We start from the raw sequence: 25,545 nt of genomic DNA, 5'->3' as shown, positions 1-25,545 counted from the left end.
GTCTCGTAGCCGTCCGGACCACGAGACGGTCCTGCGTCGTGACACGAAGAAGAGGTTCCACCATGGCATCGAGCGAACTGCGTACCGTCACCGTCCTCGCCGGCGGCATCTCGCACGAACGTGACGTCTCCCTCCGATCGGGGAGGCGCGTGGTCGACAGCCTCGTCACCCACGGCATCGAGGTCGAACTCCGCGACCCGGACGCCTCGTTGCTCGGACACCTCACCGCGTCACGTCCCGACGTCGTGTGGCCGGCCCTGCACGGAGCGAGTGGTGAGGACGGCGCCCTCCGGGGACTGCTCGAGGCGCTCGACGTGCCGTTCGTCGGCAGCACGGCGGCGGCCGCGCGACTGGCCTGGGACAAGCCGACCGCGAAGGAGCTCGCACGTCGCGCCGGTGTGTCCACACCGCGCGGCATCACGCTGTCCCACGACGCCTTCCGCGAGCTCGGCGCCGTCGGTGTGTTGGAGGCGATCGCCGACGAACACCCGGTGCCCGTCGTCGTGAAGCCCGCACGGGGTGGCTCGGCCCAGGGCGTCACGGTCGTCGACGACATCGGGGCGTTGCCCAGGGCCATGGTCGACGCGTACACGTACTGCGACGACGTCATCGTCGAACAGAAAATCACGGGCACCGAGATCGCCGTCGGGGTCATCGACACCGGTGACGGACCCCTCGCCCTGCCTGCCGTGGAGATCGTTCCTCGCCAGGGGTTCTACGGCTTCGAGGCGCGCTACAACGCGGGGGAGACGACGTTCTTCACGCCCGCACGGATCGACGCCGTCGCGTCGGAGTCGGCGGCGCGGGCTGCCGTGGCCGTCCACGAGGCCCTCGGGCTGCGCCACTTGTCGAGGGTGGACCTGATCGTGGATGCCGCAGGGACCCCGTGGTTCCTGGAGGTCAACGTCCTGCCCGGACTGACCGAGACGTCGCTCGTCCCGATGGCCCTGGAGTCCGCCGGCTACGAACTGGGCATGTTCTACGCCGCTCTGGCTGAAAAGGCCGTCACCGACCATCTCCGCTGACGACACGTGGTCGACGTTTCACGTGAAACGTCGGGCGGTCGGCGGGGCTAGTGCGAGCTCATGATCGGCCTTCTGGGCCCACAAATGCACTGATTGGACGCATCCAGGATCATCGACGATCCCTGCACCTTGGTTGTCGTCTGCCCGTGGTCTGGACACAGAAGTAGCCCGTGAACTCTATGTTTTATTGGACCTCGACGGCTCCCTAGAAGCCACGACGAACCATCAAACGTCGAGTCTGACGAACCCGTCGGTGGTCATCAGGCCCGAGTTGGAACGTTGCCGCAGACGAAGTGCGACCGCCGCCAAGAGCGCCGTCATACAGGCACAGAGCCATGCATCCGGGCCTCCATGTCGAACCGCTCGAGGAAGATGTAGCATCGTCGACCACTCTGGCCCAGGTTCCAGAGTCCACTTTGCGTCACCATATGCCCAGGAAGTGCAGCTGACGGCGCGCGCATCCTATGCCTGCACTGCCCTGGAGGTGGGTCTGGACCCGCGTCGACACGGTGTCTCTATCTCCACAGGGCCTGAACCTGCATCTGTCCGTGCATGAGAACCTCCGTTCGCCCCCGCGGCAGTCCATTCGCCCCTACTGGCAGTCATGCAACCACCTGCGCCCGCACCTCGGCGTACCCCTGCCATCGCACTGCACCTGCGCGTGCGCGTGCGCGTGCAGTTCGCGCCTGCTACGCCCTCAGCACTTCACCTGCCGTGCGCGTGCGCGTGTAGTTTGCGCCGACGACCGCACCCTCCGCCCTGCACCTGCGCGCGTCGAACGCCTGCACCTGCACCTGCACCTGTACCTGCGCCTGCGCCGTCCGCCTGGCCCTGTGCCTGCGGCCTCCGCCCTCGGCCATAGGCAACCGCCACGTATCTGCACCTGCACTTATACCGCAAGCCTCTGGTGCTGCTTCGAAGACACCGGTTCACGGCCAAAAACAGCACCGGTCCACTCCAGCAGGAACCCTGCCTGCCGTTACCGCCAAAAAAGCCGCTCACCAACACCCTCTGGAGAGAACCCCTGCCAGATCCTCGCGCCGGAGAGGCCGATTGCGACAAGATTGGCAGCACTGTTTCACGTGAAACACCTCACCTCAACGCCCTCACGTGACGTTCCCGTCCAACAAACACGAACCGCCCCTACCGGCAAAGGCAGGGGCGGTCGATGTTTCACGTGAAACCGATGCCGGTCAACGCTGAGGGCAATCAATCACGACTCCTGGTCGTGTCCCAACCGGCCGAGGATGCGATTCAGGTCCTGCATCGACGCGAAATCGATGGTGATCGACCCCTTTCGAGCGCCCAAGGACACCTTGACCCGCGTCTCGAACCGGTCACCGAGGGTCTCTGCCACCTCGTCCAGATGAGCCTGATGCTTGCCGGGAGTGGCCGTGCGCGTCGACTTCGGCTTCGCGCTGCCACCTGCAGCGATGGCCTCAGCAGCTCGCACACTGAGGTCCTCGTTGACGATGCGATCCGCAAGACGAGCCATGAGGACCGGGTCACCCGTGCTCAGGATCGCCCGAGCGTGGCCTGCAGTGAGGACGCCGGAGGCGACTCGCCGTTGGACGGCTGCCGGCAACCTCAGCAGCCTCAGGGTGTTCGTGATCTGGGGGCGGCTCCGACCGATGCGGGTCGCCAATTCATCCTGGGTGATGCCGAAGTCGGCAAGAAGTTGCTGATAAGCAGAGGCTTCTTCTAGGGGGTTGAGCTCAGCGCGATGCAGATTCTCCAGCAGGGCATCCCGCAGCATCGCGTCGTCGGCGGTGTCTTTGACGATGGCGGGGATCGTCGCGAGCCCCAGCTCTTTGGTCGCTCGCAGGCGCCGCTCACCCATGACCAGCTCGTACTGTGCTGCTCCCTTGCCGCCGTTCTTGATCGGGCGGACGACGATGGGCTGCAGTACGCCCACCTCTCGGATCGAGGTCACCAACTCAGCGAGCTCTTCAGCGCGGAACTCGGCCCGAGGCTGCTGCGCGTTCGGAGTGATGTCCAGCGGATTCAGGTTGGCGAGACGAGCGCCCGGCACGGCGATGAGTTCGTCGGCCGTCTGCTGTGCCGTCGGGAAGAAGACGTCGACCGGGCGGTCCTGGCTCTCGTCGGAGACGGGGATGAGGGCGCCGATGCCGCGCCCGAGACCGGTTCGCTTGGTTGCCATTACTGGGGTGCTCCTCGACGTGCTAGTTCGGCGGCCGCCTCGAGGTACGAGATCGACCCGGGGGAGTTGGTGTCGTAGCTGATGACGGTCTGCCCGTAACCGGGGGCCTCACTGATCCTGACGGACCGGGGTATGAGAGTGTTCAGTGCCTCATCAGGAAAATGCTCGCGAACGTCGGCGACGACCTGCTGAGCGAGGTTCGTCCGGCCGTCGTACATCGTCAGCAGGATGCTCGACACCTTGAGCTTGGGGTTCAGGTGCTTCTCGATCAACTGGATGTTGCGCAGCAGCTGGCTCAACCCCTCTAGTGCGTAGTACTCGCACTGGATGGGGATGAGTACTTCACTGGCTGCGACGAACGCGTTGATCGTGAGCAACCCGAGCGACGGAGGGCAATCGATGAAGACGTAGTCGTAACGATCGCCGGCGTTCTCGGTCTTGCTGAGGTACTCGGACAACGCCCTGCTCAGTCGTTGCTCTCGAGCGACGAGTGAGACGAGTTCGATCTCGGCGCCGGCGAGATGGATGGTCGCGGGGATGCAGAAAAGCGTGTCGAACTCCGGGCTCTTCTGGACGACGTCCGCTACCTCGCCGTCGTTCACCACGACGTCGTAGACACTCGGGGTCTCTGCCCGGTGTTCCACACCGAGGGCCGTGGAGGCGTTGCCCTGGGGATCGAGATCGATGACCAGAACCTTGGCCCCACTCCGCGCAAGGGCGGCGGAGAGATTGACGGTGGTCGTGGTCTTGCCGACACCGCCTTTCTGGTTCGAGACGGTGATCACTCGGGTCGAGGCGGGCGACGGGAGCGGTTCGCGAGACAGGGCCTTCTTACGACGGTTCAGGTCGGCAAGCTCTCGAGCCAGGGGAGTGCTTCTGTCGTCGTCAGCCGAGGAACTCACTGAGGGTCTCCGTATCGCCATGTTTCACGTGAAACGACCTACCCGGAGGTGTGATCACGCCGCTGCGAGGCGGCACGGTGATCATCGGGGATCGGAGACCGAGTCTATCGGCAGGCCCCGACAAAGACGGGGACCCGAGGTCCGCGTGCCTGCCTAACCACTTCGGTCGACACGGAGCGCAAACCCCCGAGTAGTCGAACATGGCCTGGTCAAAGCCACATTACCGTCACTCACTTGGACCAGTCAGTCCAAGGTGGCGATGAACACCCGGGTCGTCTCGTCGACGAGCCCCACACCCAGTTCACGAGCCTCGACGTCGATGAGGTGATGGCGGGCGATCACCTTGCGTGCGGCGGCGATCTCGTCGTCGACCCGAGCGCCCTTCATCAACAGCAGCTGCCCCCCGGTCTTCACCAGCGGCGCCGTCAGCGGGATCAACTTGGAGAGGGCCGACACGGCCCGAGCGGTCGCCTGGTCGAGCCACCCGTCCAGCTGCACGTCCTCGGCACGGGCACGGACGACCTCGACGTTGTCGAGCCCCATGCGATCGGCTTCAGCCGTCAGCCAGTCGACGCGCCGTTCCATCGGCTCGATCAGGACGAGCGTGGCGTCCGGACGAGCAGCAGCGAGCACGAGTCCCGGGAGGCCGGCACCCGACCCGATGTCCCCGACGCGACCCGCGACCAGCAGAGGTGCCAGCAAGCCACAGTTGACGACGTGGCGGGTCCAGAGACGCGGCAGCTCGAGCGGTCCGATCAGGCCGAGTTCTTCGCCGTGCTGGGCTAGGTCGGCCACATAGCGGCGAACGACGTCGAGCCGGTCGCCGAAGATCGTCGCCGCGACGGCGGGCTCGACCTCGAGGGTCGACGTGTCGGTCATGTCGCCCGGCTCAGGGACGCGTGATGACGGTGTGACGGTCGCGGCCTTCGCCCTCGGACTCCGAGGTGAATCCCCGCGCCGCGACGATGTCGTGCACGAGTTTGCGCTCGTAGGAGGACATGGGGGGCAGGGCCGCCGAGGTGGCACCGTCCTCGAGCTTCGAGACCGCGTGGTCGACCAGGCGGCCGAGTTCCGTCTCGCGAGTGGCGCGGGATCCCCCGATGTCGAGGATGAGGCGGGAGAACTCACCCGTCTTGGTCTGCACCGCGATGCGGGTCAGCTCTTGGAGGGCGTTGACGGTGTCGGGCTTCGACAGGACGCGCAGCTTCTGCTCACCACTCGAGTCGACCGAGATGTACGAACGACCACCGCGGACCTCGATGTCGATGTCGCCGTCGAAGTCGCAGATGTCGAGCAGCTCTTCGATGTAGTCGGCTGCGATGTCGCCCTCGTCGAGGACGTCGGCGGCGTCGTCCGAGGCGACCTGCGCCTCCTCGGTGTCGTTCGAGACGACGGCGTCGTCGTTCTCGGCGTCGGGCTCGACGATGTCGGTCGTGGAATCGTCAGAGGTCATTTCTTGGGGCCGTTCTGCTTCTTGGAGCGGTTCTTGCCGACGGGTTGGGTCCGCTGGGTCGTCTTCGGCACGGCAGGCGCCGACTCGATCTCGGTCACGGTGATGCTCGGGAGTCCCTTGCGCTGCTGCTTGCGCGCGAGGCGCTCTTCACGCGCCAGGGCGGCCTCGCTGCCGGGGGTGGGCATGTTGCGGATGACCAGGAACTGCTGGGCCATGGTCCAGACGTTCGAGGTGAGCCAGTAGAACATGACGCCGAGGGGGAACGACAGGCCCGAGAAGACGAACACGAGGGGGAGGAAGTACAAGAGCATGCGCTGCTGCTTGAACATGGGGCTCGCCTTGGTCTCGGGCGACATGTTCTTCGAGACGATCTGCAGCTGCGTGATGAACTGCGAGGCGGTCATGATGACCACCATCGCTCCGGCCATCAGGCGGACCTCCCATGTGGTGGCACCCAGGAAGGTCTCTTTCAGGGGGGCGCCGAAGAGAGCCGACTCACCGAACGAGTTCGAGAGCGCCGCGTTCAGCAGGCCGATGCCCACCTTCTCTTGCTGCGCGTTGTGCAGCACGGTGTAGAGGCTGAAGAAGATCGGCATCTGGATCAGCAGGGGCAGGCACGAGCTGAGCGGGTTCGTCCCCGTGTCCTTGTAGAGCGCCATGGTCTCGCGCGACATGGCCTCGCGGCTGAACTGGTCGCGCTTGCCCTTGTACTTGTCCTGGATCTTCTTGAGCCGGGGCGCGATCTCCATCATGCGTCGCTGGCTCTTGATCTGGCGGACGAAGATCGGGATGAGGCACGCCCGGACGACGAGGACCAGGCCGACGATCGAGAGCACCCACGTGCTGCCGGCCGCGGTGTCCATGCCGAACGCCGTGAGGACGTTGTGGAAGCCGACGAGGATCGCCTCGACGACCCATCTCAGGGGCCAGAGGATGGTGCCGATGAAGTCCATGGTGTTCGGGTCAGCCCTTTCCGTGGCTCTGTGCGGCGATGCGGCCCGTCCCGAGGAGGTCGGGGGCGGTGGTGCCGGATCGCGGTGTCACGAAGCCGGACTTCGTGACGCGGTACTTCTGTGTACGGGGCTCGGGGACGTCGTCGACGCCTCCGGCTGCCCAGGGGTGACACCGGGCGATGCGCCAGCTGCCCATGGCCACGCCCCGCACGACGCCGTGCAGCTGGATGGCCTCGAGGGCGTACCGGGAACACGACGGGTAGTAGCGACAGACGTCGCCGTAGAGCGGGGAGACGACGGCGCGGTAGACGCGGAGGATGAGGACGCACGCGTTGCGGGGAAGCAACGCGACGAACTGCACCGCTCTTGTCACGCTCTCACGCCCCTGTCGACCACCTCGGAGATGTCCGACAGCAGGGTAGACCACGCAACGTCGGGGCTGCCTGGCAAGGCTCTGATCACGACGTCGAGCCCGCCGGGGATCGTCGGCAGGAGTTCGTGGCACACCCCCTTGAGCCGGCGCCGGACCGTGTTGCGGACGACCGCGTTGCCCACGGTCTTCGCCACGATGAAACCGAACCGGACCAGCTCGTCGTCACGACGCCGCACGTAGACGACCGAATGCGCCGTGCCCGACTTGCGGCCACGGCGCACGGTGGTTCGGTAGTCGTCTGCGCGGACGATCCGGTTGGCCCGGGCCAACACGGAAGTGGCTACGCCGAGAGCTCGGTGCGGCCCTTGCCACGACGGGCGGCGAGGATAGCGCGGCCGGCACGCGTACGCATGCGAGCACGGAAACCGTGCTTCTTGGCCCGACGACGGTTGTTCGGCTGGAACGTTCTCTTGCTCATGGTGGTCCTCCAGGAAAGCGGACCAGGCCTGTTGCCACGATCCGAGAAGTCTTGTACAGCCAACGCGGCTGAAATCAACTGATTAAAAGTACGCGTGATCGGAGCCCGGGTCAAACGGCCGCTTCCCAGGAGGTTTGTCCACAGTGTTGAAAACTCTGATTGCGGACTCCACACCCCGTCGAACTAAGGTGGGTACTTCTCGCGGTACTTCCGCGTGACGACGGGGAACACGCAGCGATCCCGGCCCGAACGGCGCCAACCGATCGGTGGAGAAAGCTGTGCATAACTCGTCCCGCACTCGTACCCTTCGAACACCGTCGGGTGAACGCGACCCGCACGCGGAGGCGGCCGGATCCGTCCGCTGCCGAACCGCGAGAAAGAGACTCCAGTGGCGCACACCGTCGACCCGGTCCAGGACCTGTGGCGTTCCGTCCTCGCGACGCTGACGACCGACGACCGCATCACGCCGCAGCTGCACGGCTTCATCAGCCTCGTGGAGCCCAAGGGCGTGCTGGGCGGCACCCTCTACCTCGAGGTGCCCAACGACCTGACCCGCGGCATGCTCGAACAACGGATCCGTGAGCCCCTCCTCGAGTCCATCGCCGGATTGGGCGACACCTCGGTCTCGAGCTTCGCCATCACCGTCAACCCCGACATCACCCCCGACACCCTCACGCAGCAGGTCGAGCAGTCGGAGCCGGTCCACTACATCGAGGCACCCTTCGTTCCGGCGCCGGTCGAGACGAGCGCGAGCGGGAAACGCAACGACTCCCGCCTGAACCCGAAGTACAGCTTCGACAACTTCGTCATCGGTGCGTCGAACCGGTTCGCCCACGCCGCGGCCGTCGCCGTCGCCGAGGCTCCGGCCAAGGCCTACAACCCGCTCTTCGTCTACGGGGAGTCGGGGCTGGGCAAGACCCACCTGCTGCACGCCATCGGCCACTACGCCGAGACCATGTACCCGGGGATCCGGGTGAGGTACGTCAGCAGCGAGGAGTTCACGAACGACTTCATCAACTCGATCGCCAACAACCGGTCGAGCCTCTTCCAGCAGAGGTACCGAGAGATCGACATCCTGCTGATCGACGACATCCAGTTCCTGCAGGGCAAGGACAGCACCCAAGAGGCGTTCTTCCACACCTTCAACACCCTGCACGACCACGACAAGCAGCTGGTGATCACCAGCGACCTGCCGCCGAAGCACCTCACCGGCTTCGAGGACCGCATGCGTTCGCGCTTCGAGTGGGGCCTGATCACCGACGTCCAGGCTCCCGACCTCGAGACCCGCATCGCCATCCTGCGCAAGAAGGCCCAGAGCGAGAAGCTGCAGATCCGCGACGAGGTCCTCGAGTTCATCGCGACCAAGGTGTCGAGCAACATCCGTGAGCTCGAGGGCACCCTCATCAGGGTCACGGCATTCGCCAGCCTGAACCGCACCGCCGTCGACCTGGCCCTCGTCCAGACCGTCCTCAAGGATCTGATCACGCTCGACGAGGACAACATCATCGCGCCGGTCGACATCATCAACCACACCGCGGACTACTTCAAGCTGACGGTCGACGACCTCTACGGATCGTCGCGCTCACAGGCCATCGCCACGGCCCGCCAGATCGCCATGTACCTGTGCCGCGAACTCACGAGCCTGTCACTGCCGAAGATCGGACAGCTGTTCGGCAACCGCGACCACACGACGGTCATGTACGCCAACAAGAAGATCAGCGAACTGATGAAGGAACGCCGGTCGATCTACAACCAGGTGACCGAACTCACCAGCCGCATCAAACAGGACACCCGCTACAAGTGACGGGACGGCGGGCCAGGCCGGCCCGTCCTCCACGACCGTCCCGTCCGGGCGCCGACCACGTGTCGGCGCCCGTTCGTCGTCCCAGGGGGCGCTCGACGGGTCTGAGGGGGCCCTGGGGAGTCACGTTCCACACAGTGTGGATAACTTGTGGAAACTCGTGGATAACCGTGTCGACCTTGTTCACGGATCCGAGGGACCTGTGGGATCCCACTCGGAGCGACCGCCAGACCCCGAGCATTCTTGTCATTCGGTTCCACACGCCGTCCACAAGTCACACGCGTGTAGTTCCGCCGAGCCCCGGGGTTTTAAACAGGTTATCCACACTGTGCACAACGGTTAAGACTGTTAATCCTGGTTACAAGAAATTGATGGAGAGACAACCTTGTGGATCGATCCGGGCCCGGAGCTTCGGCTTTCGCCTCCCGGAAGGGCGGACCCCGATGCTGTGCCACTATTAACCGGCCATCCACGAGAGCGAAGTCGATAGGGGTCCCCGCGTGAAGTTCCAGGTCAACCGTGACGTCTTCAGCGATGCGGTCTCCTTCGCCGTCAAGCTGCTGCCCCAGCGCACCACCTTGCCGATCCTCAGCGGTGTCCTGATCGAGGCCGACGCCGACGGGCTCACCCTGTCGTCCTTCGACTACGAGGTCTCGGCCCAGACGAGCATCCCCGCCGAGATCGACGAACCGGGCACGATCCTGGTCTCCGGCCGACTGCTCGCCGACATCGCCAGCCGTCTGCCGAACGCGCCGGTCACCTTCTCCACCGAGGAGAACCGCATCTCGGTCAGCTGCGGATCCGCGAACTTCTCCCTGCTGAGCATGCCGGTCGAGGAGTACCCGACCCTGCCGACAGTCGGCGACCGTTCGGGCGTCGTGCCCGGCGATTCCTTCGCCCTCGCCGTCTCCCAGGTCGCGGTGGCGGCATCCCGCGACGACGTCACCCCGGTCATCACCGGCGTCCAGCTCGAGGTCACCGAGAACGCCCTCTCGCTCGTCGCCACCGATCGTTACCGCGTTGCCGTCCGAGGCATCGAATTCGATCCCGGCACCGTGGCGAGCACGACCACGACGACGGCACTCGTCCCGGCACGCACGCTGCAAGAGGTCGGCAAGACCTTCGGCAACGCCGGCACCGTCTCGGTCTCGATCACCGGATCCGACGAGCGCGAGCTCATCGCGTTCCAGGCGGACAACAAGACCGTCACCTCGTTGCTCATCAAGGGGAACTTCCCTCCGGTGAAGCGTCTCTTCCCCGACACCGTCGAGAACTACGCCGTGATCAACACGGCCGAGCTCGTCGAGTCGGTCCGCCGCGTCTCGCTCGTCCTCGAGCGCGAGGCGGCCCTCAGGTTCACGTTCACGATCGACGGCCTCACCCTCGAGGCCATCGGAAGCGAACAAGCGCAGGCGTCAGAGTCGATCGATGCGTTGTTGACGGGAGAGGACACGGTGGTCTCGTTGAAACCGCAGTTCCTCCTCGACGGTCTCGGAGCGGTTCATTCCGAGTTCGTCCGCATCTCCTTCACCAAGACGGAGAACCCGAACAAGCCCGGTCCCGTGCTGATCACCAGTCAGTCCTCGAAAGACCAGGCCGGTGCTGACAGCTACAAGTACCTGCTGCAGCCCAACCTCCTCCTGCGCTAAGAGCGCTCTGCCAGCAACGGTGCCGCCTCCGGGCCCCACCGCCACGAACAAAGGAACCTCATGCACATCGGCCTCGTCGGTCTCGGCAAAATGGGCAACAACATGCGCGCCCGCCTGCGCGACAGCGGCATCGAGGTGACCGGTTACGACGCGAACCCCGCCGTCTCCGACGTCGCCAGCCTCGCCGAGCTCGCCACCACGCTCCCCGCCCCCCGCATCGTCTGGGTCATGGTTCCCGCGGGCGACATCACCGCCGGCGTCATCGAAGAGCTCTCGAACGAACTCTCCGAAGGCGACCTGGTCATCGACGGCGGCAACTCGAAGTTCACCAGCGACTTCGCCAACGAGAAGCTCCTCGGCGGCAAGGGCATCAAGTACGTCGACGCCGGTGTCTCGGGCGGCGTCTGGGGCAAGGACAACGGCTACGGCCTCATGGTCGGCGGTTCCGCCGAGAACGTCGCCCTGGCGCAGCCGATCTTCGACGCCCTGCGTCCCGAGGGTCCTCGTGAAGAGGGCTTCGTCCACGCGGGCGACACCGGCGCAGGTCACTACGCGAAGATGGTCCACAACGGCATCGAGTACGCGATCATGCAGGCCTACGGCGAAGGCTACGAGCTGCTCGAGGCCCGAAGCGACCTCATCAAGGACGTCACCGGCACCTTCAAGGCCTGGCAGCGCGGCACCGTCGTGCGTTCCTGGCTGCTCGAGCTCATGGTCCTCGCCCTCGAGGCCGACCCCAAGCTCGCCGAGATCTCGGGTTACGTCGAGGACAGCGGCGAGGGTCGCTGGACCCTCGAAGAAGCCATCAACCACGCCGTGCCGATGCCGACGATCAGCGCGTCGATCTTCGCGCGCTTCGTCTCGCGTCAGGGCGAGGGTTCGCCGACGATGAAGGCCGTCGCCGCTCTCCGCAACCAGTTCGGCGGCCACGCCGTCAAGAAGGCCTAGCGCCTCCACCGGCCCGCGTGCGAGTACTGCATCTCAGCCTGACGGACTTCCGCAACTACACGTCTGCCGAAGTCAGCCTCGCGCGCGGGCCGAACCTCTTCGTCGGCAGCAACGGCCAGGGGAAGACCAACCTGGTCGAGTCCCTCGGCTACCTGTCGAGTCTCGGATCCCACCGGGTGTCGTCGGATTCGGCTCTCATCCGCCAGGGACGCGACTCGGCCGTCGTCCGGGCGCGACTACTCGCCGACGAGCGCGAACTGCTGGCCGAGGTGCAGATCAACCGGTCGTCGCCGAACCGGGCGCAGGTCAACCGTGGGGCCATCAAGCCTCGCGAGTTGCCGCGGTACTTCACGAGCGTCCTCTTCGCTCCCGAGGACCTCGCGCTCGTCCGGGGCGAGCCGTCCGGTCGTCGACGCTTCCTCGACGAACTCCTGGTGGCCCGGTCGCCCCGGTTCGCCGGCGTGCAGACCGACTACGACCGGGTGCTCAGACAACGCAACACGCTCCTGAAGTCGGCCCGCGCCTCCGGGGTGAAGGCCGGCCAGCTCGGCACGCTCGACATCTGGGACGAACGTCTCGTGGCCCTCGGCAGCGAACTCGTCGTCGCGCGTGACCGGCTCGCGGCCGACCTGGCCCCCGAGGTGGCCCGTGCCTACGCCGCGGTGGCGGGAGCGGACCACGCCGCACACCTCTCGACGGTGCTGAGCATCCGGGGCGCGACACCCGACGACGAGACGACCGCGGCCGAGGGGCCGACCGAGTCCATCCCCGCCGACCAGGTGCCCGACGTCTTCCGTCAGGCACTGGCCCGTGTCCGACCGACCGAGCTCGAGCGGGGACTGACGCTCGTCGGGCCGCACCGCGACGACCTCTTCCTCTCGCTCAACGGGCTCCCCGCGCGCGGTTACGCCAGCCACGGCGAGTCCTGGTCGTTCGCCCTCGCGCTGAAGCTGGCCTCGGCCGCCGTGGTGCGGGTCGACTCGCCGACGGGCGACCCGGTGATCGTGCTCGACGACGTCTTCGCCGAACTCGACGGATCCCGTCGCGAACGTCTGGCCGACGCCGTCGCCGACTACGAGCAGGTGCTCATCACGGCAGCGGTCGAGGGCGACGTCCCCTCACGACTCAAGGCCCACACGGTCCGGATCGCCAAGGGGACGATCCTCGACGACGCCCCCGTCGTCGACGGTCCGGGTGACGACGCTGTGGTCACCGCGGCGGCCGGTGACCAGGAGCCCGGTGACCAGGGGGCCGGCGACGAGGGGCCCGGCGACGCCGTCGCCGAGGAGGCGCGGTGAGCGTCGACGACGCACCGCAGCCTCCGGCGTCCACGCCACCCGCGCCTCCTGAGCCCGAGGCGCAGCCCGACAGCGAGGCCCAACGGGTCTATCTGCGGTTCCGCCGGGTGTTCGGCGACCCCAACTCGCGGTCGCGCGACGCCCGGAAGCGCAAGTCGATCAAGTTGGGCTCCCCGAGCCAGCCGTTCGGCACGGGACGCGAGCCCCGGGGCATCGCCGACGTCCTCTCGGCCGTCACCAACGAACTCGGCTGGAACAGCCCGTTGGCCCAGTCCGAGCTGATGACCGCCTGGCCCGACATGGTGGGGGCGGAGCTGGCCGCGCACTCGGATCCGGTCTCGATCGACGACGGCACGTTGACCGTCCAGTGCGACTCGACGGCGTGGGCGACGCAACTGCGGCTGATGCGCACGCAGGTCACGACGACCATCGTGAAGAGGTACCCGGACGCGGGCATCCAGTCGGTGCGTTTCCTGGCACCCAACGCCCCGACCTGGAAACGCGGCCCCAGATCGGTTCCAGGGCGGGGCCCTCGCGATACTTATGGTTGACGAGGGTGAATCGTCCAAGTGCGGTGGGAAAATCCGTCTGAGGGCGGATTTCGCCCCGCGGCGGACAGGCCTGCGGTAGACTCGGAAGGTCGTCCGAGGGCCGCCCAGACAGCGGTCGCGACCGGTCGGCACATCTTCGTCCCGTCCGGCAGGAGCCCCCACGCACATGTCAGCTGATCCCACCGACGCCCAGCCCGACGACACCTACGGCGCCAGTGCGATCCAGGTCCTCGAGGGTCTCGAGGCCGTGCGCAAGCGTCCCGGCATGTACATCGGCTCGACGGGGCCCCGTGGTCTGCACCACCTGGTCTACGAGATCGTCGACAACTCCGTCGACGAGGCCCTCGCCGGCCACTGCGACCACATCGAGATCACCATGCGCGAGGACGGCGGCGTCCGCGTCGTCGACAACGGTCGCGGCATCCCGGTGGACGTCCACCCCGTCGAGGGTCGGTCGACCGTCGAGGTCGTCCTCACCGTGCTGCACGCCGGCGGCAAGTTCGGCGGTGGCGGTTACGCCGTGTCGGGCGGCCTGCACGGCGTCGGCAGCTCGGTCGTCAACGCCCTGTCCAGCGAACTCGACGTCGAGGTCCGCCGACAGGGCAACGTCTACCGCCAGAGCTTCACCGACGGCGTGCCCGTCGCGCCGCTGGCCAAGGGCGAAGAGGACGACACCACCGGCACGACGATCACGTTCTGGCCCAACTCCGAGATCTTCGAGACCGTCGAGTTCGACTACGAGACGCTGCGCACCCGGTTCCAGCAGATGGCGTTCCTCAACAAGGGCCTCCGCATCGAGCTCAGCGACGAGCGCGTGCAAGAGGACGACGCCGAGCCCCGCCACGACGTCTTCCACTACGAGAAGGGCCTCGTCGACTACGTCGAGTACCTGAACACGACCAAGAAGGTCGAGACCGTCCACGACGACATCATCGCCTTCGAGCAGGAAGACACCGAGAAGAAGATCTCGCTCGAGGTCGCGATGCAGTGGAACACCTCGTACCAAGAGAGCGTCCACACCTACGCGAACACGATCAACACCCACGAGGGCGGCACGCACGAAGAGGGCTTCCGTGCAGCGCTGACCACGCTGATCAACCGTTACGCGCGCGAGAAGAACTTCCTCAAGGAGAAGGACGACAACCTCTCGGGCGACGACGTCCGCGAGGGCCTGACGGCCGTCATCTCGATCAAGCTCGGCGAGCCGCAGTTCGAGGGCCAGACGAAGACCAAGCTCGGCAACACCGAGGCCAAGTCGTTCGTGCAGAAGGTCGCCGGGTCGCAGCTGAACGACTGGTTCGACCGCAACCCCAAGCAGGCCGCCGAGATCGTCCGCAAGGGCATCCTCGCGTCGCAGGCCCGTCTGGCAGCGCGCAAGGCCCGTGAGCAGACCCGCCGCAAGGGCGTGCTCGAGTCGAACGGCATGCCCGGCAAGCTCAAGGACTGCCAGAGCAAGGACCCCTCGCGCAGCGAGATCTTCATCGTCGAGGGCGACTCGGCCGGTGGCTCGGCCGTCCAGGGGCGCAACCCCGAGACCCAGGCGATCCTCCCCCTGCGGGGCAAGATCCTCAACGTCGAGAAGGCCCGTCTCGACCGTGCCCTCGGCAACAACGAGGTGCAGGCCATGATCAAGGCCTTCGGCGCCGACATCGGAGAAGACTTCGATCCCGACAAGGCGAGGTACCACAAGATCGTCCTGATGGCCGACGCCGATGTCGACGGCCAGCACATCACGACGCTGTTGCTCACCCTGCTCTTCCGCTACATGCGGCCGCTGATCGACCTCGGCTACGTCTACCTGGCGCAGCCGCCGCTTTACAAGCTCAAGTGGAGCAACGCCAGCCACGAGTACGTGTACAGCGACGCCGAGCGCGACGCGGTGCTCGTGTCGGGTCGCGCAGCCGGCAAGCGCATCCCGAAGGAGAACGCGATCCAGCGTTACAAGGGCCTCGGCGAGATGGATTACAAAGAGCTGTGGGAGACCACGATGGACCCCGACACCCGCACGCTGCTGCAGGTGACGCTCGAGGACGCCGTGGCCGCGGACACCATCTTCGACACCCTGATGGGCGAGAACGTCGAGTCGCGCCGCAACTTCATCCAGCAGAACGCGAAAGACGTCCGCTTCCTCGACATCTGATGCGCGCCTCCGGCTGATCCGGAGCACGCCCGCGCCCCGACGAGCACCACGGGGCAGACCACGACAAACGGAGAATCATGGCCGACGAGCCGACAGACACCCCCGAGGGCACCGACGCCGAGGGTGCCCAGACCTTCGCCGAGGCACCGAAGCGCGACAGCATCGAGCAGGTCGACCTCCAGCTCGAGATGCAGCGTTCGTACCTCGACTACGCGATGAGCGTCATCGTCGGCCGGGCCCTGCCCGAGGTGCGTGACGGCCTCAAGCCCGTGCACCGCCGCGTCATCTACGCGATGTACGACGGTGGCTACCGCCCCGATCGCGCGTTCTCGAAGTGCTCGCGCGTGGTCGGCGACGTCATGGGTCAGTTCCACCCGCACGGTGACACGGCGATCTACGACGCGCTGGTGCGTCTCGTCCAGCCGTGGAGCCTGCGCTACCCGCTGGCGCTCGGCCAGGGCAACTTCGGCTCGCCCGGCAACGACGGCGCCGCCGCCCCGCGGTACACCGAGACCAAGATGGCCCCGCTCGCGCTCGAGATGGTGCGCGACATCGACGAGGACACCGTCGACTTCCAGGACAACTACGACGGTCGCACCCGCGAGCCGGCCATCCTGCCCAGCAGGTTCCCCAACCTGCTGGTCAACGGCTCGGTCGGCATCGCCGTCGGCATGGCGACCAACATCCCGCCGCACAACCTCCGCGAGGTCGCCTCGGGCGCACAGTGGTACCTCGAGAACCCCACCGCGACGCGTGAAGAGCTGCTCGAGGCGCTCATGCAGCGCGTCAAGGGCCCCGACTTCCCGACGGGGGCACAGATCCTCGGGGTCCGGGGCATCCAGGACGCCTACCGCACGGGCCGCGGTTCGATCACGATGCGTGCCGTCGTCAACGTCGAGGAGATCCAGGGTCGTACCTGCCTCGTCGTCACCGAGCTGCCCTACCAGGTCAACCCCGACAACCTCGCGATCAAGATCGCCGAGCTGGTCAAGGACGGCCGCATCGGCGGCATCGCCGACATCCGCGACGAGACCTCCGGTCGCACGGGTCAGCGCCTGGTCATCGTGCTGAAGCGCGACGCCGTCGCCAAGGTCGTGCTGAACAACCTCTACAAGCACACGAGCCTGCAAGAGAACTTCGGCGCGAACATGCTCGCGATCGTCGACGGCGTTCCCCGCACGCTCGCGCTCGACGGCTTCATCTCGGCGTGGGTCGACCACCAGATCGACGTCATCCAGCGCCGCACGCGTTTCCGCCTGAAGAAGGCCGAAGCCGACGCGCACATCCTGCGCGGCTACCTCAAGGCGCTCGACGCCCTCGACGAGGTCATCGCGCTCATCCGCCGGTCGCCGACCGTCGAGGAGGCGCGCGCGGGTCTCATGGACCTCCTCGACGTCGACGAGGTCCAGGCCTCGGCCATCCTCAACCTGCAGCTGCGTCGCCTGGCCGCCCTCGAGCGTCAGAAGATCCAGGACGACGCCGACAAGCTCGAGCGTGAGATCGCCGACTACCAGGACATCCTGGCCAAGCCGGAGCGTCAGCGCACCATCGTCAGCGACGAGCTCGCCGAGATCACCGACAAGTACGGCGACGACCGTCGCACCGAGATCATGTTCGGCTTCGACGGCGACATGAGCGTCGAAGACCTCATCCCCGAAGAAGAGATGGTCGTCACCATCACCCGGGGTGGCTACGTCAAGCGCACCCGCAGCGACAACTACCGCAGCCAGCACCGGGGCGGCAAGGGCGTCCGCGGAGCACAGCTGCGAGCCGACGACGTCGTGGACCACTTCTTCGTGACGACCACCCACCACTGGCTGCTGTTCCTCACGAACAAGGGTCGGGTCTACCGCGCCAAGACCTACGAGCTGCAGGAGGCCGGACGCGACGCCAAGGGCCAGCACGTGGCCAACCTGCTCGCCATGCAGCCCGACGAACAGATCTCGCAGGTGCTCGACATCCGCGACTACGAGGTCGCGGACTACCTCGTGCTCGCCACCCGCGACGGCCTGATCAAGAAGACCTCGCTGACCGAGTACGACACGAACCGCACCGGCGGCATCATCGCGATCAACCTGCGCGACGACGACGAACTCGTCTCGGCTCTGCTGGTCGACGAGCACGACGACCTGTTGCTCGTCTCGCGTCACGGCATGTCGCTGCGCTTCACGGCCACCAACGAGTCGCTGCGCCCCATGGGTAGGTCGACCTCGGGCGTGAAGGGCATGACCTTCCGTGACGACGACACGCTGCTCAGCGCCTCCGTCGTCGGTGAAGAGGGCTACGTCTTCGTCGTCACCGAGGGCGGCTACGCCAAGCGCACGGCCGCCGACCAGTACCGCGTCCAGAACCGTGGCGGTCTCGGCATCAAGGTGGCGAAGCTCGCGGAGGCGCGGGGAGACCTCGCCGGTGCCCTGATCGTCGGCGAGGACGACGAGGTGCTCGTGGTGCTGTCCGGCGGCAAGGTGGTCCGCTCCGCCGTCTCCGAGGTGCCGGCCAAGGGCCGTGACACGATGGGCGTCGTCTTCGCCCGCTTCGCGAGCGACGATCGCATCATCGCCGTGGCCCGCAACAGTGAGCGCAATCTCGCGGCCGAGGTCGACGAGAGTGCGGACGCCGTGGCCGAGGCCGTAGTGTCTGTCGAGTCCGTCGAGTCCGTCGACGCCGACACCGAGATCCCCACGACCGACGTCACGTCGGTCGATGCCGAGTCGACCGACGACGAGGCCCCCGGAACCGCCGGAGAGGAAACGAACAATGAGTAGTGTCGCCGAGAGACTGCAGAAGAAGGCGAAACGACCGTCCGGCACCAAGCAGGTCCGCCTCAAGCTGGTCTACATCGACTTCTGGTCGGTCGTGAAGCTGGCCTTCCTGATCTCGGTCGCGATCGGCATCATCACGGTCGTCGCCACCTTCCTCATCTGGGCGATCCTGAACCAGACCGGCATCTTCGACGACCTCGACGCCCTGCTGCGGGACATCCTCGGCGACTCGAGCTTCTCGATCCAGGACACCTTCAACGTCGGCCAGATCATGCTCTTCTCGATCGTGGTGGCCATCCTCAACGTGGTCGTCGGCACGGTCCTCGGGGCCATCGTCGCCGTCCTCTACAACCTGAGCGTGCGCATCACCGGCGGTCTCCTCGTCGGATTCACCAACAACTGATCCACCATTCGAGTCGGTTGAACCCGCCGATTCGAGTTCGCCGTCGTGGTGCTGTAGGCTTTACGACGGTCCGGGGGCTATAGCTCAGGCGGTTAGAGCGCTTCGCTGATAACGAAGAGGTCATAGGTTCAAGTCCTATTAGCCCCACGCAGTACCGGTCTCACATCACGCTCGTCTCCTGACGCGCAGGGTGGTGAGATCGTGCTCGTTCCCCCGGTGACCGGGGGGTCGGGGCCTTAGCTCAGTTGGTAGAGCGCCTGCTTTGCAAGCAGGATGTCGGGAGTTCGATTCTCCCAGGCTCCACTGGATCGCCTTGCCCCTGTCCGCTGACTCCGTCAGCGGACAGGGGCAATTCTCTTGTGCTGGTCTGGGGGCCCTCCGGGCCCGTGTCGGCTTCGCCGACGTGCGTGCAACGTTGGGCCTTAGGCAGTGTCTGTGCTGGTGCTGGTCTGGTGCTGGTGCTGGGGCCGGATCAGCGTCGAATGCTGCAGTCGTCGGGGGCAGGGACGACGAAGGGCCCGCCTCCGGGGAGGCGGGCCCTTCGTGGGGGTGTGAGGGACTACGCCTTGGTGTCGGCGTCGTCGTCGGCGACCCAGAGCTCGTCGTCGGCACGAAGCGTCTGCACGGCCGCGAACACGAGGGCACCGAGAGCGATGACGCCCACGCCGATCAGCAGGACGCCGCCGACGCCGAGGCCCGACTTCTGCTGGCGCGGCACGTACTTCGCCGCGGCCTTCTTGCCCTGCTTCTTGGCGTTCTTCACGGCCTTCGCGACCTTCGGGTCGTTCGCGAGGTCGAGGTTGCCGAGAGCCGACGAGAACGCCGGGTAGACGTCGTGCTTCAGGCGGTCCTGAGCGACCGACGCGTAGTGCGACCCGGTCGAGAGGCCCTGCGAGACCACGGGGCGGACGTTCGAGTCCACCGCGTGCTTGATCTGGGGGACGACCTTCTTGTTCGCGATCTTGACGGCGTCGTCGCGGTAGCCGCCGATGACCTTGCCGGCGTGGTCGATCACGCCGCGCTGCTCACCCCACACCGCCACAGCGTGCTTCTTGAACTTCTTGAGTTCTTTCTTCTGCTTGCGTGACAGGGCCATGAACGTTCCTCCAACGAGTAGGCAGTGGAGCCAGAGTTGCTGGCCCGTCCCAGTGTGGCACGGAGGTTCCTGACAGGTCACGGAACGGTGCCTGGGGAGTCGCTGGTGCGCAGAGGTGGCTGTGGAAGAATGACGACATGTCAACGCACACCGCTGTCGCCACCCTCACCACCAACCACGGCACCATCAAGGTGAACCTCTTCGGCGACCACGCCCCGAAGACCGTCGCCAACTTCGTCGGCCTCGCCACCGGCACCAAAGAGTGGACCCACCCGGCCACCGGCAAGGTCAGCACCGACAAGCTCTACGACGGCGTCGTCTTCCACCGCATCATCAAGGACTTCATGCTGCAGGGCGGCGACCCGCTCGGCCAGGGCGTCGGCGGGCCCGGCTACCAGTTCGACGACGAGATCCACCCCGAGCTGAACTTCAACGCCCCCTACATCTTCGCGATGGCCAACGCCGGCTCGCGCGGCGGCAAGGGCACCAACGGTTCGCAGTTCTTCATCACGACGGTTCCGACCCCGTGGCTGCAGGGCAAGCACACCATCTTCGGCGAGGTCGCCGACGACGAGTCCAAGAAGGTCGTCGACGCGATCGAGGCCGTCAAGACCGACGCCCGCGACAAGCCCCTCGAGGACGTGGTGCTCGAGAGCGTCACCATCGACGAGGTCTAGGTGACCGATCCGCACGACCGCTCGAACTTCTGCTATCGGCACCCCGACCGGCAGAGCTTCGTCCTCTGCCAGAGGTGCGGTCGCACCATCTGTGGCGAGTGCCAGACGCCCGCCGCGGTGGGGGTCCACTGCCCGGAGTGCGTGAAGGAGGCGCGGGGCAACGCACCGCGCCTCCAACCGCAGGTGGTCGGTCGGGTCCGTAGCGCGTCTCGGCGAGGCGCCCCCGTCGTCACCTACGGCATCATCGGCGTGACCGTAGCGGTGTTCCTCTTGCAGCTCGTGACCGGTACGGGCAACGGCGTGGTCACGCGGGCCCTGGCGTTCTACCCGCCGCTCGAGATCGTGCAGCCCTGGCGCGCCGTCACGACGATGTTCGTGCACGGGAGCATCCTGCACATCCTCTTCAACATGTACTCGCTGTACATCTTCGGGGCAGAACTCGAACGTCAGTTGGGGCGAGGTCGGTTCGCCGCCCTCTACTTCCTCTCGGGGATCGGCGGTTCGGCCGCTGTCGCCCTCCTGGCACCCGGAAGCTTCGTGGTCGGTGCCTCCGGGGCCATCTTCGGCCTCATGGCGGCGTTCTTCGTCATCGCCCGCAGCCTCGGTGGTCGCAGCATCCAACTCCTGGTGCTGGTCGGCATCAACCTCGCGATCGGGTTCATCGTGCCCGGCATCGCGTGGCAGGCCCACCTCGGGGGCATCGTCGTGGGCGGGGCGATCGCGTTCCTGTTCTCGAAGACCCGTCACCGCTCGAAGCACGCCGTGCAGATCGCCGTGCTCGTCGCGATCGGCGTGGTCGTCGTCGCGGTGCTCCTGGCCAGATCGGCCCAGCTGGTCGGGCTGTTCTAGACCACCCGGACGGTGAACGACGAGAGGCGGCTCCCCATCGGGGAGCCGCCTCTTCTCGTCGGCCGACGCGATCTCACCCGCCCGAGTTATCCACAGGAAAGTTATCCACAGGGTTTCCCACAATGGGGATAGTTACAGGCGTGTAAGTTCGAAGGTGCGTTCTAGCGCCACCGGGTGGTCATCAAGAACCCGATGAACATGATCCCGAAGCCGACCAAGATGTTCCACGAGCCGAGCGAAGCCACCGGGAGGGTGCTCTGGCTGACGTAGAACACCACGATCCAGGCGAGACCGACGAGCATGAAGCCGAACATGACCGGCTTGAACCACACGGGGTTCGGCGCGTCCTCTGCGGTGCGGGCGGGCTTCGTGCTGCGGTTCGTGTCTTTGGCCATGGCGCACAGTGTACCGTGAGGCCCTTTTCGGTCCTGGGAGGGTCGCCACGTCCGTCCCCGGGTACGCCCGCGTTCTCCACATGCTCTCCACACGTTGTCCACCGGTGGCCGCCACAGTCTCCGGGGGAGCGGAGCCCGCCTAGAATCGAGTCATGACGGACCACGGGGGCGAGGCCCAGCTCTCGAGACGCACGAAGCGTCGCCGTCGATCCCGCGCCTCCTTCGTCAGCGTCCTCGGAGAACTGCTCATCACGGCCGGCGTCCTGGTGCTGCTCTTCATCGGGTGGCAGCAGTGGTTCAACGACCTCGTCGTCGCCGACGCCCACAAGGGCGAGGCGGCACGGCTGAGCGAGCAGTTCGACCAGGCGGCGACTGCAGCCCCCGAGCCGTCGCCCGACGGCTCGTACGGTGAGCCACCCGTGGGGGCGGCGCCCGGCGAGGCCGAGGAGTTCGCCAACTTCTACGTCCCACGGTTCGGCGCCGACTACGCGGTCCCGATCGCCGGGGGGACGAGCACCGTGCGAACACTCAACAAGATCGGCATCGGCCACTACGACGAGACGCAGATGCCCGGCCAGGTCGGCAACTTCGGCATCGCCGCCCACCGGACCACCTACGGGGCGCCGTTCAACGAGATCGCCGACCTGCAAGAGGGCGACAAGATGTACGTCCAGACCCAGGACGGCTGGTTCACGTACTCGTTCCGCAACCTGCAGTACGTCCAGGCCACGCAGGTCTCGGTGCTGCAGCAGGTGCCCGACGCTCCCGACGTGTCGGCGACCTCGGGCGACCGCCTGATCACCCTGACGAGCTGCAATCCGATGTTCACCGCCCAAGAACGCATCGTCGCCTACGGTGTGTTCGACTCGTGGCAGCCGCTGTCGGCCGGCGCACCCGCCGAGCTCGCCGCTGCCGGAATCGGAGGCTAACCGTGTACGCCGCCCTCTGGCGCATCCTGCCCGGACCCTGGTGGGTCAGGCTCGTGCTCGTGCTCGTCCTGATCGCCGCCGTGCTGTTCGCCCTCGTCGAGTGGGTCTTCCCCTACGTCAACGAACTCCTGCCCACCCCCGACGTCACCGTGGAGCAACCATGACGCGCATCCTCGTCCTCGACAACTACGACAGCTTCGTCTACACACTGAACGGGTACCTCCAGCAGTTGGGCGCCGAGACGGACGTCGTCCGCAACGACGCGTTCGACGCGGCCGACACCGCCGACCGCATCGCCGAGTACGACGCCGTGCTGCTGTCGCCCGGCCCGGGGACCCCCGCTGCCGCCGGTGTCTCCATCGACGTCGTGCACGCCGCCCTGGCGGTCGACAAGCCGCTGCTGGGCGTCTGCCTCGGGCACCAGGCCATCGCCGAGGCGCTGGGGGCCACCGTGACGCACGCCGACGAACTGATGCACGGCAAGACGTCGAAGGTCGAACACGACGACAGCGCGTTCTACGACGGGGTCCCGCAGCCGTTCACCGCCACGCGGTACCACTCGCTCGCCGTGGTGGACGAGACGGTGCCCGAGACGCTCGAGGTGACCTCGCGCACCACGGGCGGCGTCATCATGGGCCTGCAGCACCGTTCCGCGCCGGTCTACGGCGTGCAGTTCCACCCCGAGTCGGTGCTGACCCAGGGCGGTTACCAGATGATCGGCAACTGGTTGTCGGTCGCCGGCTTGCCGGGGGCAGCCGTGACGGCCCGGGGGCTCGACCCGCTCGTCGACCTGGGCTGAACGTCCGAGCCCGTCGTCCGGACCTCGAAGTCCGAGCGTCGTGCTCTCGGCGTCTCGCTCCGAGCGACGAACTGGCTTCGTCGGACCTCGGCGTCGCTCCGTGGCTTCTGCGAGGGCTCAGCCGGTGCAGATGCGCAGGGTGACCGCCGAGCCCTGAGCCACGTCGCCGGGCGGGACGCTCATGCCCGACACCGTCTCACCGGTGCAGCCGGGGTCGGCCTGCGGGGTGACCGCCAGACCGAGCTGGTCGCGCAGGGTCGTGATGGCTTCTTCTGAGGGCTGGCGGGTGACGTCAGGAAGCTGCACGAGACCGTTGGACACCACGATGTCGACACCCGAGCCGAGGGCGACCTGCGCAGCCGCTGCCGGATCGGACGAGAGGACGGACCCCTCGGGAACGGTGGGCGAGTAGTCGGAGCTCTGCTGGCCCCGTTCGAGACCAGCATCGGTGATGGCCTGCCAAGCGGCGTCGACGGTCTGACCGGTGACCGACGGCATGGCGACGAGTTGGGGCCCCGACGAGACGGTCACCGTGACGGCGAATTCTTTCGGGACGGACGTGCCGGGCTCCGGATCGGTCGACACGATGTCGCCGGCGTCGATCGTCGGGCTGGTGGCGTCGGCACGGACGACCGTCAGGCCCAGGTCGTCGAGGCGGGCGGATCCGGTCTCGAAGCTGACCCCGACGAGGTCGGGGATGCGGGACGACTGGGCGTTGTCGACGGTGGGAGGCGTCAGGTTGACCACCCAGAAGACGACGGCGACGATGACGACGGCCACGAGCACGATGCCCGCCCAGATCCAGGCGACGGGCGGCCGGGTCTGCGTTCGTTGGGGCCGTCCGGTGTCGTCCGACTGCAGCTCTTTCAGCGCGGCCTCGCTGCCCGCATTCGCGTGCGGGTTGACGCCGAAGAGCGTGGAGCCGGCGTCGACCGCGTGCGGCCGGCGGGCCGGAGCACGACCGGCGCCCGCGGCTTCGAGGTCGTCGCGGAACTCGGCGGCGCTCTGGAAGCGGTCGAAGCGGTCTTTGGTGAGCGCGTGCAGGACGACGGCGTCGAGCGCCGGACTGACCTGCCGCTCGAGCGTGCTCGGGGGTACGGGAGGCTCGCTGACGTGACGGTAGGCGACCGCGACGGCACTGTCGCCGGTGAAGGGCGGCTTGCCCGTGAGCAACTCGAAGAGCATGACGCCGGTCGAGTAGAGGTCGGTGCGGGCGTCGACGGTCTCGCCGCGCGCCTGCTCGGGGCTGAAGTACTGCGCGGTGCCGAGGATGGCCGTCGTCTGCGCGACGGTGGCCGCCGAGTCGCTGATGGCGCGGGCGATGCCGAAGTCCATCACCTTGACCTGGCCCGAGTTGGTCAACATGACGTTGCCGGGCTTGATGTCGCGGTGGACCACGCCCGCCCGGTGCGAGTACTCGAGGGCCGTCAGCACGCCCGAGGTGACCCGCACGGCCTCGTCGGGGTCGAGTGGGCCTTCGGCGACGATGTCCTTGAGCAGACGCCCCTCGACGTACTCCATGACGATGAACGGGACGACCACGTCGAGCCCGCGGCGGTCGCGGACGACCTCTTCGCCGGCGTCGAAGACCCGGACGATGGTCGGGTGGGCCATGCGGGCGGCGGCCTGGGCCTCTTGGCGGAACCTCGACCGGAAGGCCGGATCGGTCGCGAGGCTGGGCTTCATAAGCTTGACGGCGATCTTGCGGCCGAGTCGGGCGTCGGTGCCGACGTGGACGTCGGCCATGCCACCGCGGCCGATCAGGTCACCGATCTGGTACCGGTTGGCGAGGAGATGGATGCTCTCTCTCACACCTTCAGCCACGCCTGTTCTCCCAACGACCCACCCCTGTCTGGCGACACGGTCGGAGCCAGTGTACCGGGGCGGTAGCCCCCGGACTGGG

General features: G+C 66.7%; 25 protein-coding genes and 2 tRNA genes. 16 read left to right on the top strand and 11 right to left on the bottom strand.

Features of this window, described 5'->3' with window-relative positions:
• The first annotated feature begins 62 nt into the window (after positions 1–62).
• Complete coding sequence (locus ASL10_RS03175; protein ID WP_056044238.1) at positions 63–1,025, top strand: D-alanine--D-alanine ligase; 963 nt, start codon at positions 63–65, stop codon at positions 1,023–1,025.
• 1,213 nt (positions 1,026–2,238) lie between these two features.
• On the opposite strand, the gene ASL10_RS03170 is transcribed toward ASL10_RS03175, so the two are convergent.
• The 8 genes from ASL10_RS03170 to rpmH all read right to left on the bottom strand — a co-directional run bounded on the left by ASL10_RS03170 (position 2,239) and on the right by rpmH (position 7,345).
• Positions 2,239–3,186: a ParB/RepB/Spo0J family partition protein gene (locus ASL10_RS03170; RefSeq protein WP_056044237.1), complete on the bottom strand. Its 948-nt coding sequence runs from the start codon at positions 3,184–3,186 to the stop codon at positions 2,239–2,241.
• A complete protein-coding gene (locus ASL10_RS03165) occupies positions 3,186–4,109 on the bottom strand; it encodes a ParA family protein (protein ID WP_056044235.1) in 924 nt (307 codons plus the stop codon). The genes ASL10_RS03170 and ASL10_RS03165 overlap by 1 nt, the downstream gene beginning before the upstream one ends.
• Before the next feature lie 222 nt (positions 4,110–4,331).
• Complete coding sequence (gene rsmG, locus ASL10_RS03160; RefSeq protein ID WP_056044233.1) at positions 4,332–4,967, bottom strand: 16S rRNA (guanine(527)-N(7))-methyltransferase RsmG; 636 nt, start codon at positions 4,965–4,967, stop codon at positions 4,332–4,334.
• 10 nt (positions 4,968–4,977) lie between these two features.
• Positions 4,978–5,541 carry a R3H domain-containing nucleic acid-binding protein gene (locus ASL10_RS03155; RefSeq protein ID WP_056044232.1) on the bottom strand — a complete coding sequence of 188 codons (564 nt, stop codon included), beginning with the start codon at positions 5,539–5,541 and terminating at the stop codon, positions 4,978–4,980.
• Complete coding sequence (gene yidC / locus ASL10_RS03150) at positions 5,538–6,494, bottom strand: membrane protein insertase YidC (RefSeq protein WP_056044230.1); 957 nt, start codon at positions 6,492–6,494, stop codon at positions 5,538–5,540. Before yidC ends, ASL10_RS03155 begins: the two co-directional genes overlap by 4 nt.
• A 10-nt stretch (positions 6,495–6,504) precedes the next feature.
• A complete protein-coding gene (gene yidD / locus ASL10_RS03145) occupies positions 6,505–6,867 on the bottom strand; it encodes a membrane protein insertion efficiency factor YidD (protein ID WP_082460104.1) in 363 nt (120 codons plus the stop codon).
• A complete protein-coding gene (rnpA, locus tag ASL10_RS03140) occupies positions 6,864–7,199 on the bottom strand; it encodes a ribonuclease P protein component (RefSeq protein WP_056044228.1) in 336 nt (111 codons plus the stop codon). The genes yidD and rnpA overlap by 4 nt, the downstream gene beginning before the upstream one ends.
• 8 nt (positions 7,200–7,207) lie before the next feature.
• Complete coding sequence (gene rpmH, locus ASL10_RS15470) at positions 7,208–7,345, bottom strand: 50S ribosomal protein L34 (protein ID WP_043595303.1); 138 nt, start codon at positions 7,343–7,345, stop codon at positions 7,208–7,210.
• 388 nt (positions 7,346–7,733) lie between these two features.
• Here rpmH and dnaA point away from each other — a divergent pair, with 388 nt between their 5' ends.
• The 10 genes from dnaA (at position 7,734) to ASL10_RS03090 (ending at position 19,200) form a co-directional block, all read left to right on the top strand.
• Positions 7,734–9,149, top strand: coding sequence for a chromosomal replication initiator protein DnaA (gene dnaA / locus ASL10_RS03135; RefSeq protein WP_056044226.1), 1,416 nt, complete (start codon positions 7,734–7,736; stop codon positions 9,147–9,149).
• A gap of 497 nt (positions 9,150–9,646) precedes the next feature.
• A complete protein-coding gene (gene dnaN, locus ASL10_RS03130) occupies positions 9,647–10,795 on the top strand; it encodes a DNA polymerase III subunit beta (protein ID WP_056044224.1) in 1,149 nt (382 codons plus the stop codon).
• Between the two features lie 60 nt (positions 10,796–10,855).
• The gene (gene gnd / locus ASL10_RS03125) at positions 10,856–11,743 is read left to right on the top strand and encodes a phosphogluconate dehydrogenase (NAD(+)-dependent, decarboxylating) (RefSeq protein ID WP_056044222.1); all 888 of its coding nucleotides are present in this window, start codon (positions 10,856–10,858) and stop codon (positions 11,741–11,743) included.
• 17 nt (positions 11,744–11,760) lie between these two features.
• On the top strand, positions 11,761–13,041 hold the full coding sequence (gene recF / locus ASL10_RS03120) for a DNA replication/repair protein RecF (protein WP_082460103.1): 1,281 nt from the start codon (positions 11,761–11,763) through the stop codon (positions 13,039–13,041).
• On the top strand, positions 13,038–13,592 hold the full coding sequence (locus ASL10_RS15465; RefSeq protein WP_082460102.1) for a DUF721 domain-containing protein: 555 nt from the start codon (positions 13,038–13,040) through the stop codon (positions 13,590–13,592). The genes recF and ASL10_RS15465 overlap by 4 nt, the downstream gene beginning before the upstream one ends.
• 166 nt (positions 13,593–13,758) lie before the next feature.
• On the top strand, positions 13,759–15,732 hold the full coding sequence (gene gyrB / locus ASL10_RS03110) for a DNA topoisomerase (ATP-hydrolyzing) subunit B (protein WP_056044219.1): 1,974 nt from the start codon (positions 13,759–13,761) through the stop codon (positions 15,730–15,732).
• A 77-nt stretch (positions 15,733–15,809) separates the two neighbouring features.
• Positions 15,810–18,497 carry a DNA gyrase subunit A gene (gene gyrA, locus ASL10_RS03105; RefSeq protein WP_056044217.1) on the top strand — a complete coding sequence of 896 codons (2,688 nt, stop codon included), beginning with the start codon at positions 15,810–15,812 and terminating at the stop codon, positions 18,495–18,497.
• Positions 18,490–18,897 (top strand): DUF3566 domain-containing protein, encoded by a 408-nt coding sequence (locus ASL10_RS03100; RefSeq protein ID WP_043595295.1) that lies wholly within the window; start codon positions 18,490–18,492, stop codon positions 18,895–18,897. Before gyrA ends, ASL10_RS03100 begins: the two co-directional genes overlap by 8 nt.
• Before the next feature lie 73 nt (positions 18,898–18,970).
• Positions 18,971–19,044 (top strand) — tRNA-Ile (locus ASL10_RS03095).
• 83 nt (positions 19,045–19,127) lie between these two features.
• Positions 19,128–19,200, top strand: a tRNA-Ala gene (locus ASL10_RS03090).
• Positions 19,201–19,456: 256 nt separating this feature from the next.
• Here ASL10_RS03090 and ASL10_RS03085 read toward each other — a convergent pair.
• A complete protein-coding gene (locus ASL10_RS03085) occupies positions 19,457–19,993 on the bottom strand; it encodes a hypothetical protein (protein ID WP_056044216.1) in 537 nt (178 codons plus the stop codon).
• Positions 19,994–20,130: 137 nt separating this feature from the next.
• Between ASL10_RS03085 and ASL10_RS03080 the strand changes: the two genes are divergently transcribed.
• Both ASL10_RS03080 and ASL10_RS03075 read left to right on the top strand, forming a co-directional pair.
• Positions 20,131–20,670 (top strand): peptidylprolyl isomerase, encoded by a 540-nt coding sequence (locus ASL10_RS03080; protein WP_056044214.1) that lies wholly within the window; start codon positions 20,131–20,133, stop codon positions 20,668–20,670.
• A complete protein-coding gene (locus ASL10_RS03075) occupies positions 20,671–21,519 on the top strand; it encodes a rhomboid family intramembrane serine protease (protein WP_056044212.1) in 849 nt (282 codons plus the stop codon).
• A 161-nt stretch (positions 21,520–21,680) separates the two neighbouring features.
• On the opposite strand, the gene ASL10_RS03070 is transcribed toward ASL10_RS03075, so the two are convergent.
• Positions 21,681–21,914 carry a cell division protein CrgA gene (locus ASL10_RS03070; RefSeq protein WP_043595289.1) on the bottom strand — a complete coding sequence of 78 codons (234 nt, stop codon included), beginning with the start codon at positions 21,912–21,914 and terminating at the stop codon, positions 21,681–21,683.
• A gap of 152 nt (positions 21,915–22,066) precedes the next feature.
• Between ASL10_RS03070 and ASL10_RS03065 the strand changes: the two genes are divergently transcribed.
• From ASL10_RS03065 to ASL10_RS03060, 3 genes are read left to right on the top strand one after another with little or no spacing between them, the layout of a single operon-like run.
• Positions 22,067–22,843 carry a class E sortase gene (locus ASL10_RS03065; protein ID WP_056044210.1) on the top strand — a complete coding sequence of 259 codons (777 nt, stop codon included), beginning with the start codon at positions 22,067–22,069 and terminating at the stop codon, positions 22,841–22,843.
• A gap of 2 nt (positions 22,844–22,845) precedes the next feature.
• Entirely contained in the window at positions 22,846–23,007 is a 162-nt protein-coding gene (locus ASL10_RS16310; RefSeq protein WP_173154031.1) for a hypothetical protein, read from the top strand.
• On the top strand, positions 23,004–23,642 hold the full coding sequence (locus tag ASL10_RS03060; RefSeq protein ID WP_056044208.1) for an aminodeoxychorismate/anthranilate synthase component II: 639 nt from the start codon (positions 23,004–23,006) through the stop codon (positions 23,640–23,642). The genes ASL10_RS16310 and ASL10_RS03060 overlap by 4 nt, the downstream gene beginning before the upstream one ends.
• Positions 23,643–23,759: 117 nt before the next feature.
• Here ASL10_RS03060 and pknB read toward each other — a convergent pair whose 3' ends face one another.
• The gene (pknB, locus tag ASL10_RS03055; protein ID WP_123571113.1) at positions 23,760–25,466 is read right to left on the bottom strand and encodes a Stk1 family PASTA domain-containing Ser/Thr kinase; all 1,707 of its coding nucleotides are present in this window, start codon (positions 25,464–25,466) and stop codon (positions 23,760–23,762) included.
• Positions 25,467–25,545: the final 79 nt, after the last annotated feature.

This window comes from Frigoribacterium sp. Leaf8, from assembly GCF_001421165.1.
Taxonomy (GTDB): Bacteria; Actinomycetota; Actinomycetes; order Actinomycetales; family Microbacteriaceae; genus Frigoribacterium.
Note: the sequence above shows the minus strand (reverse complement) of the source record. Positions and strands in the feature narration are given on the sequence as shown.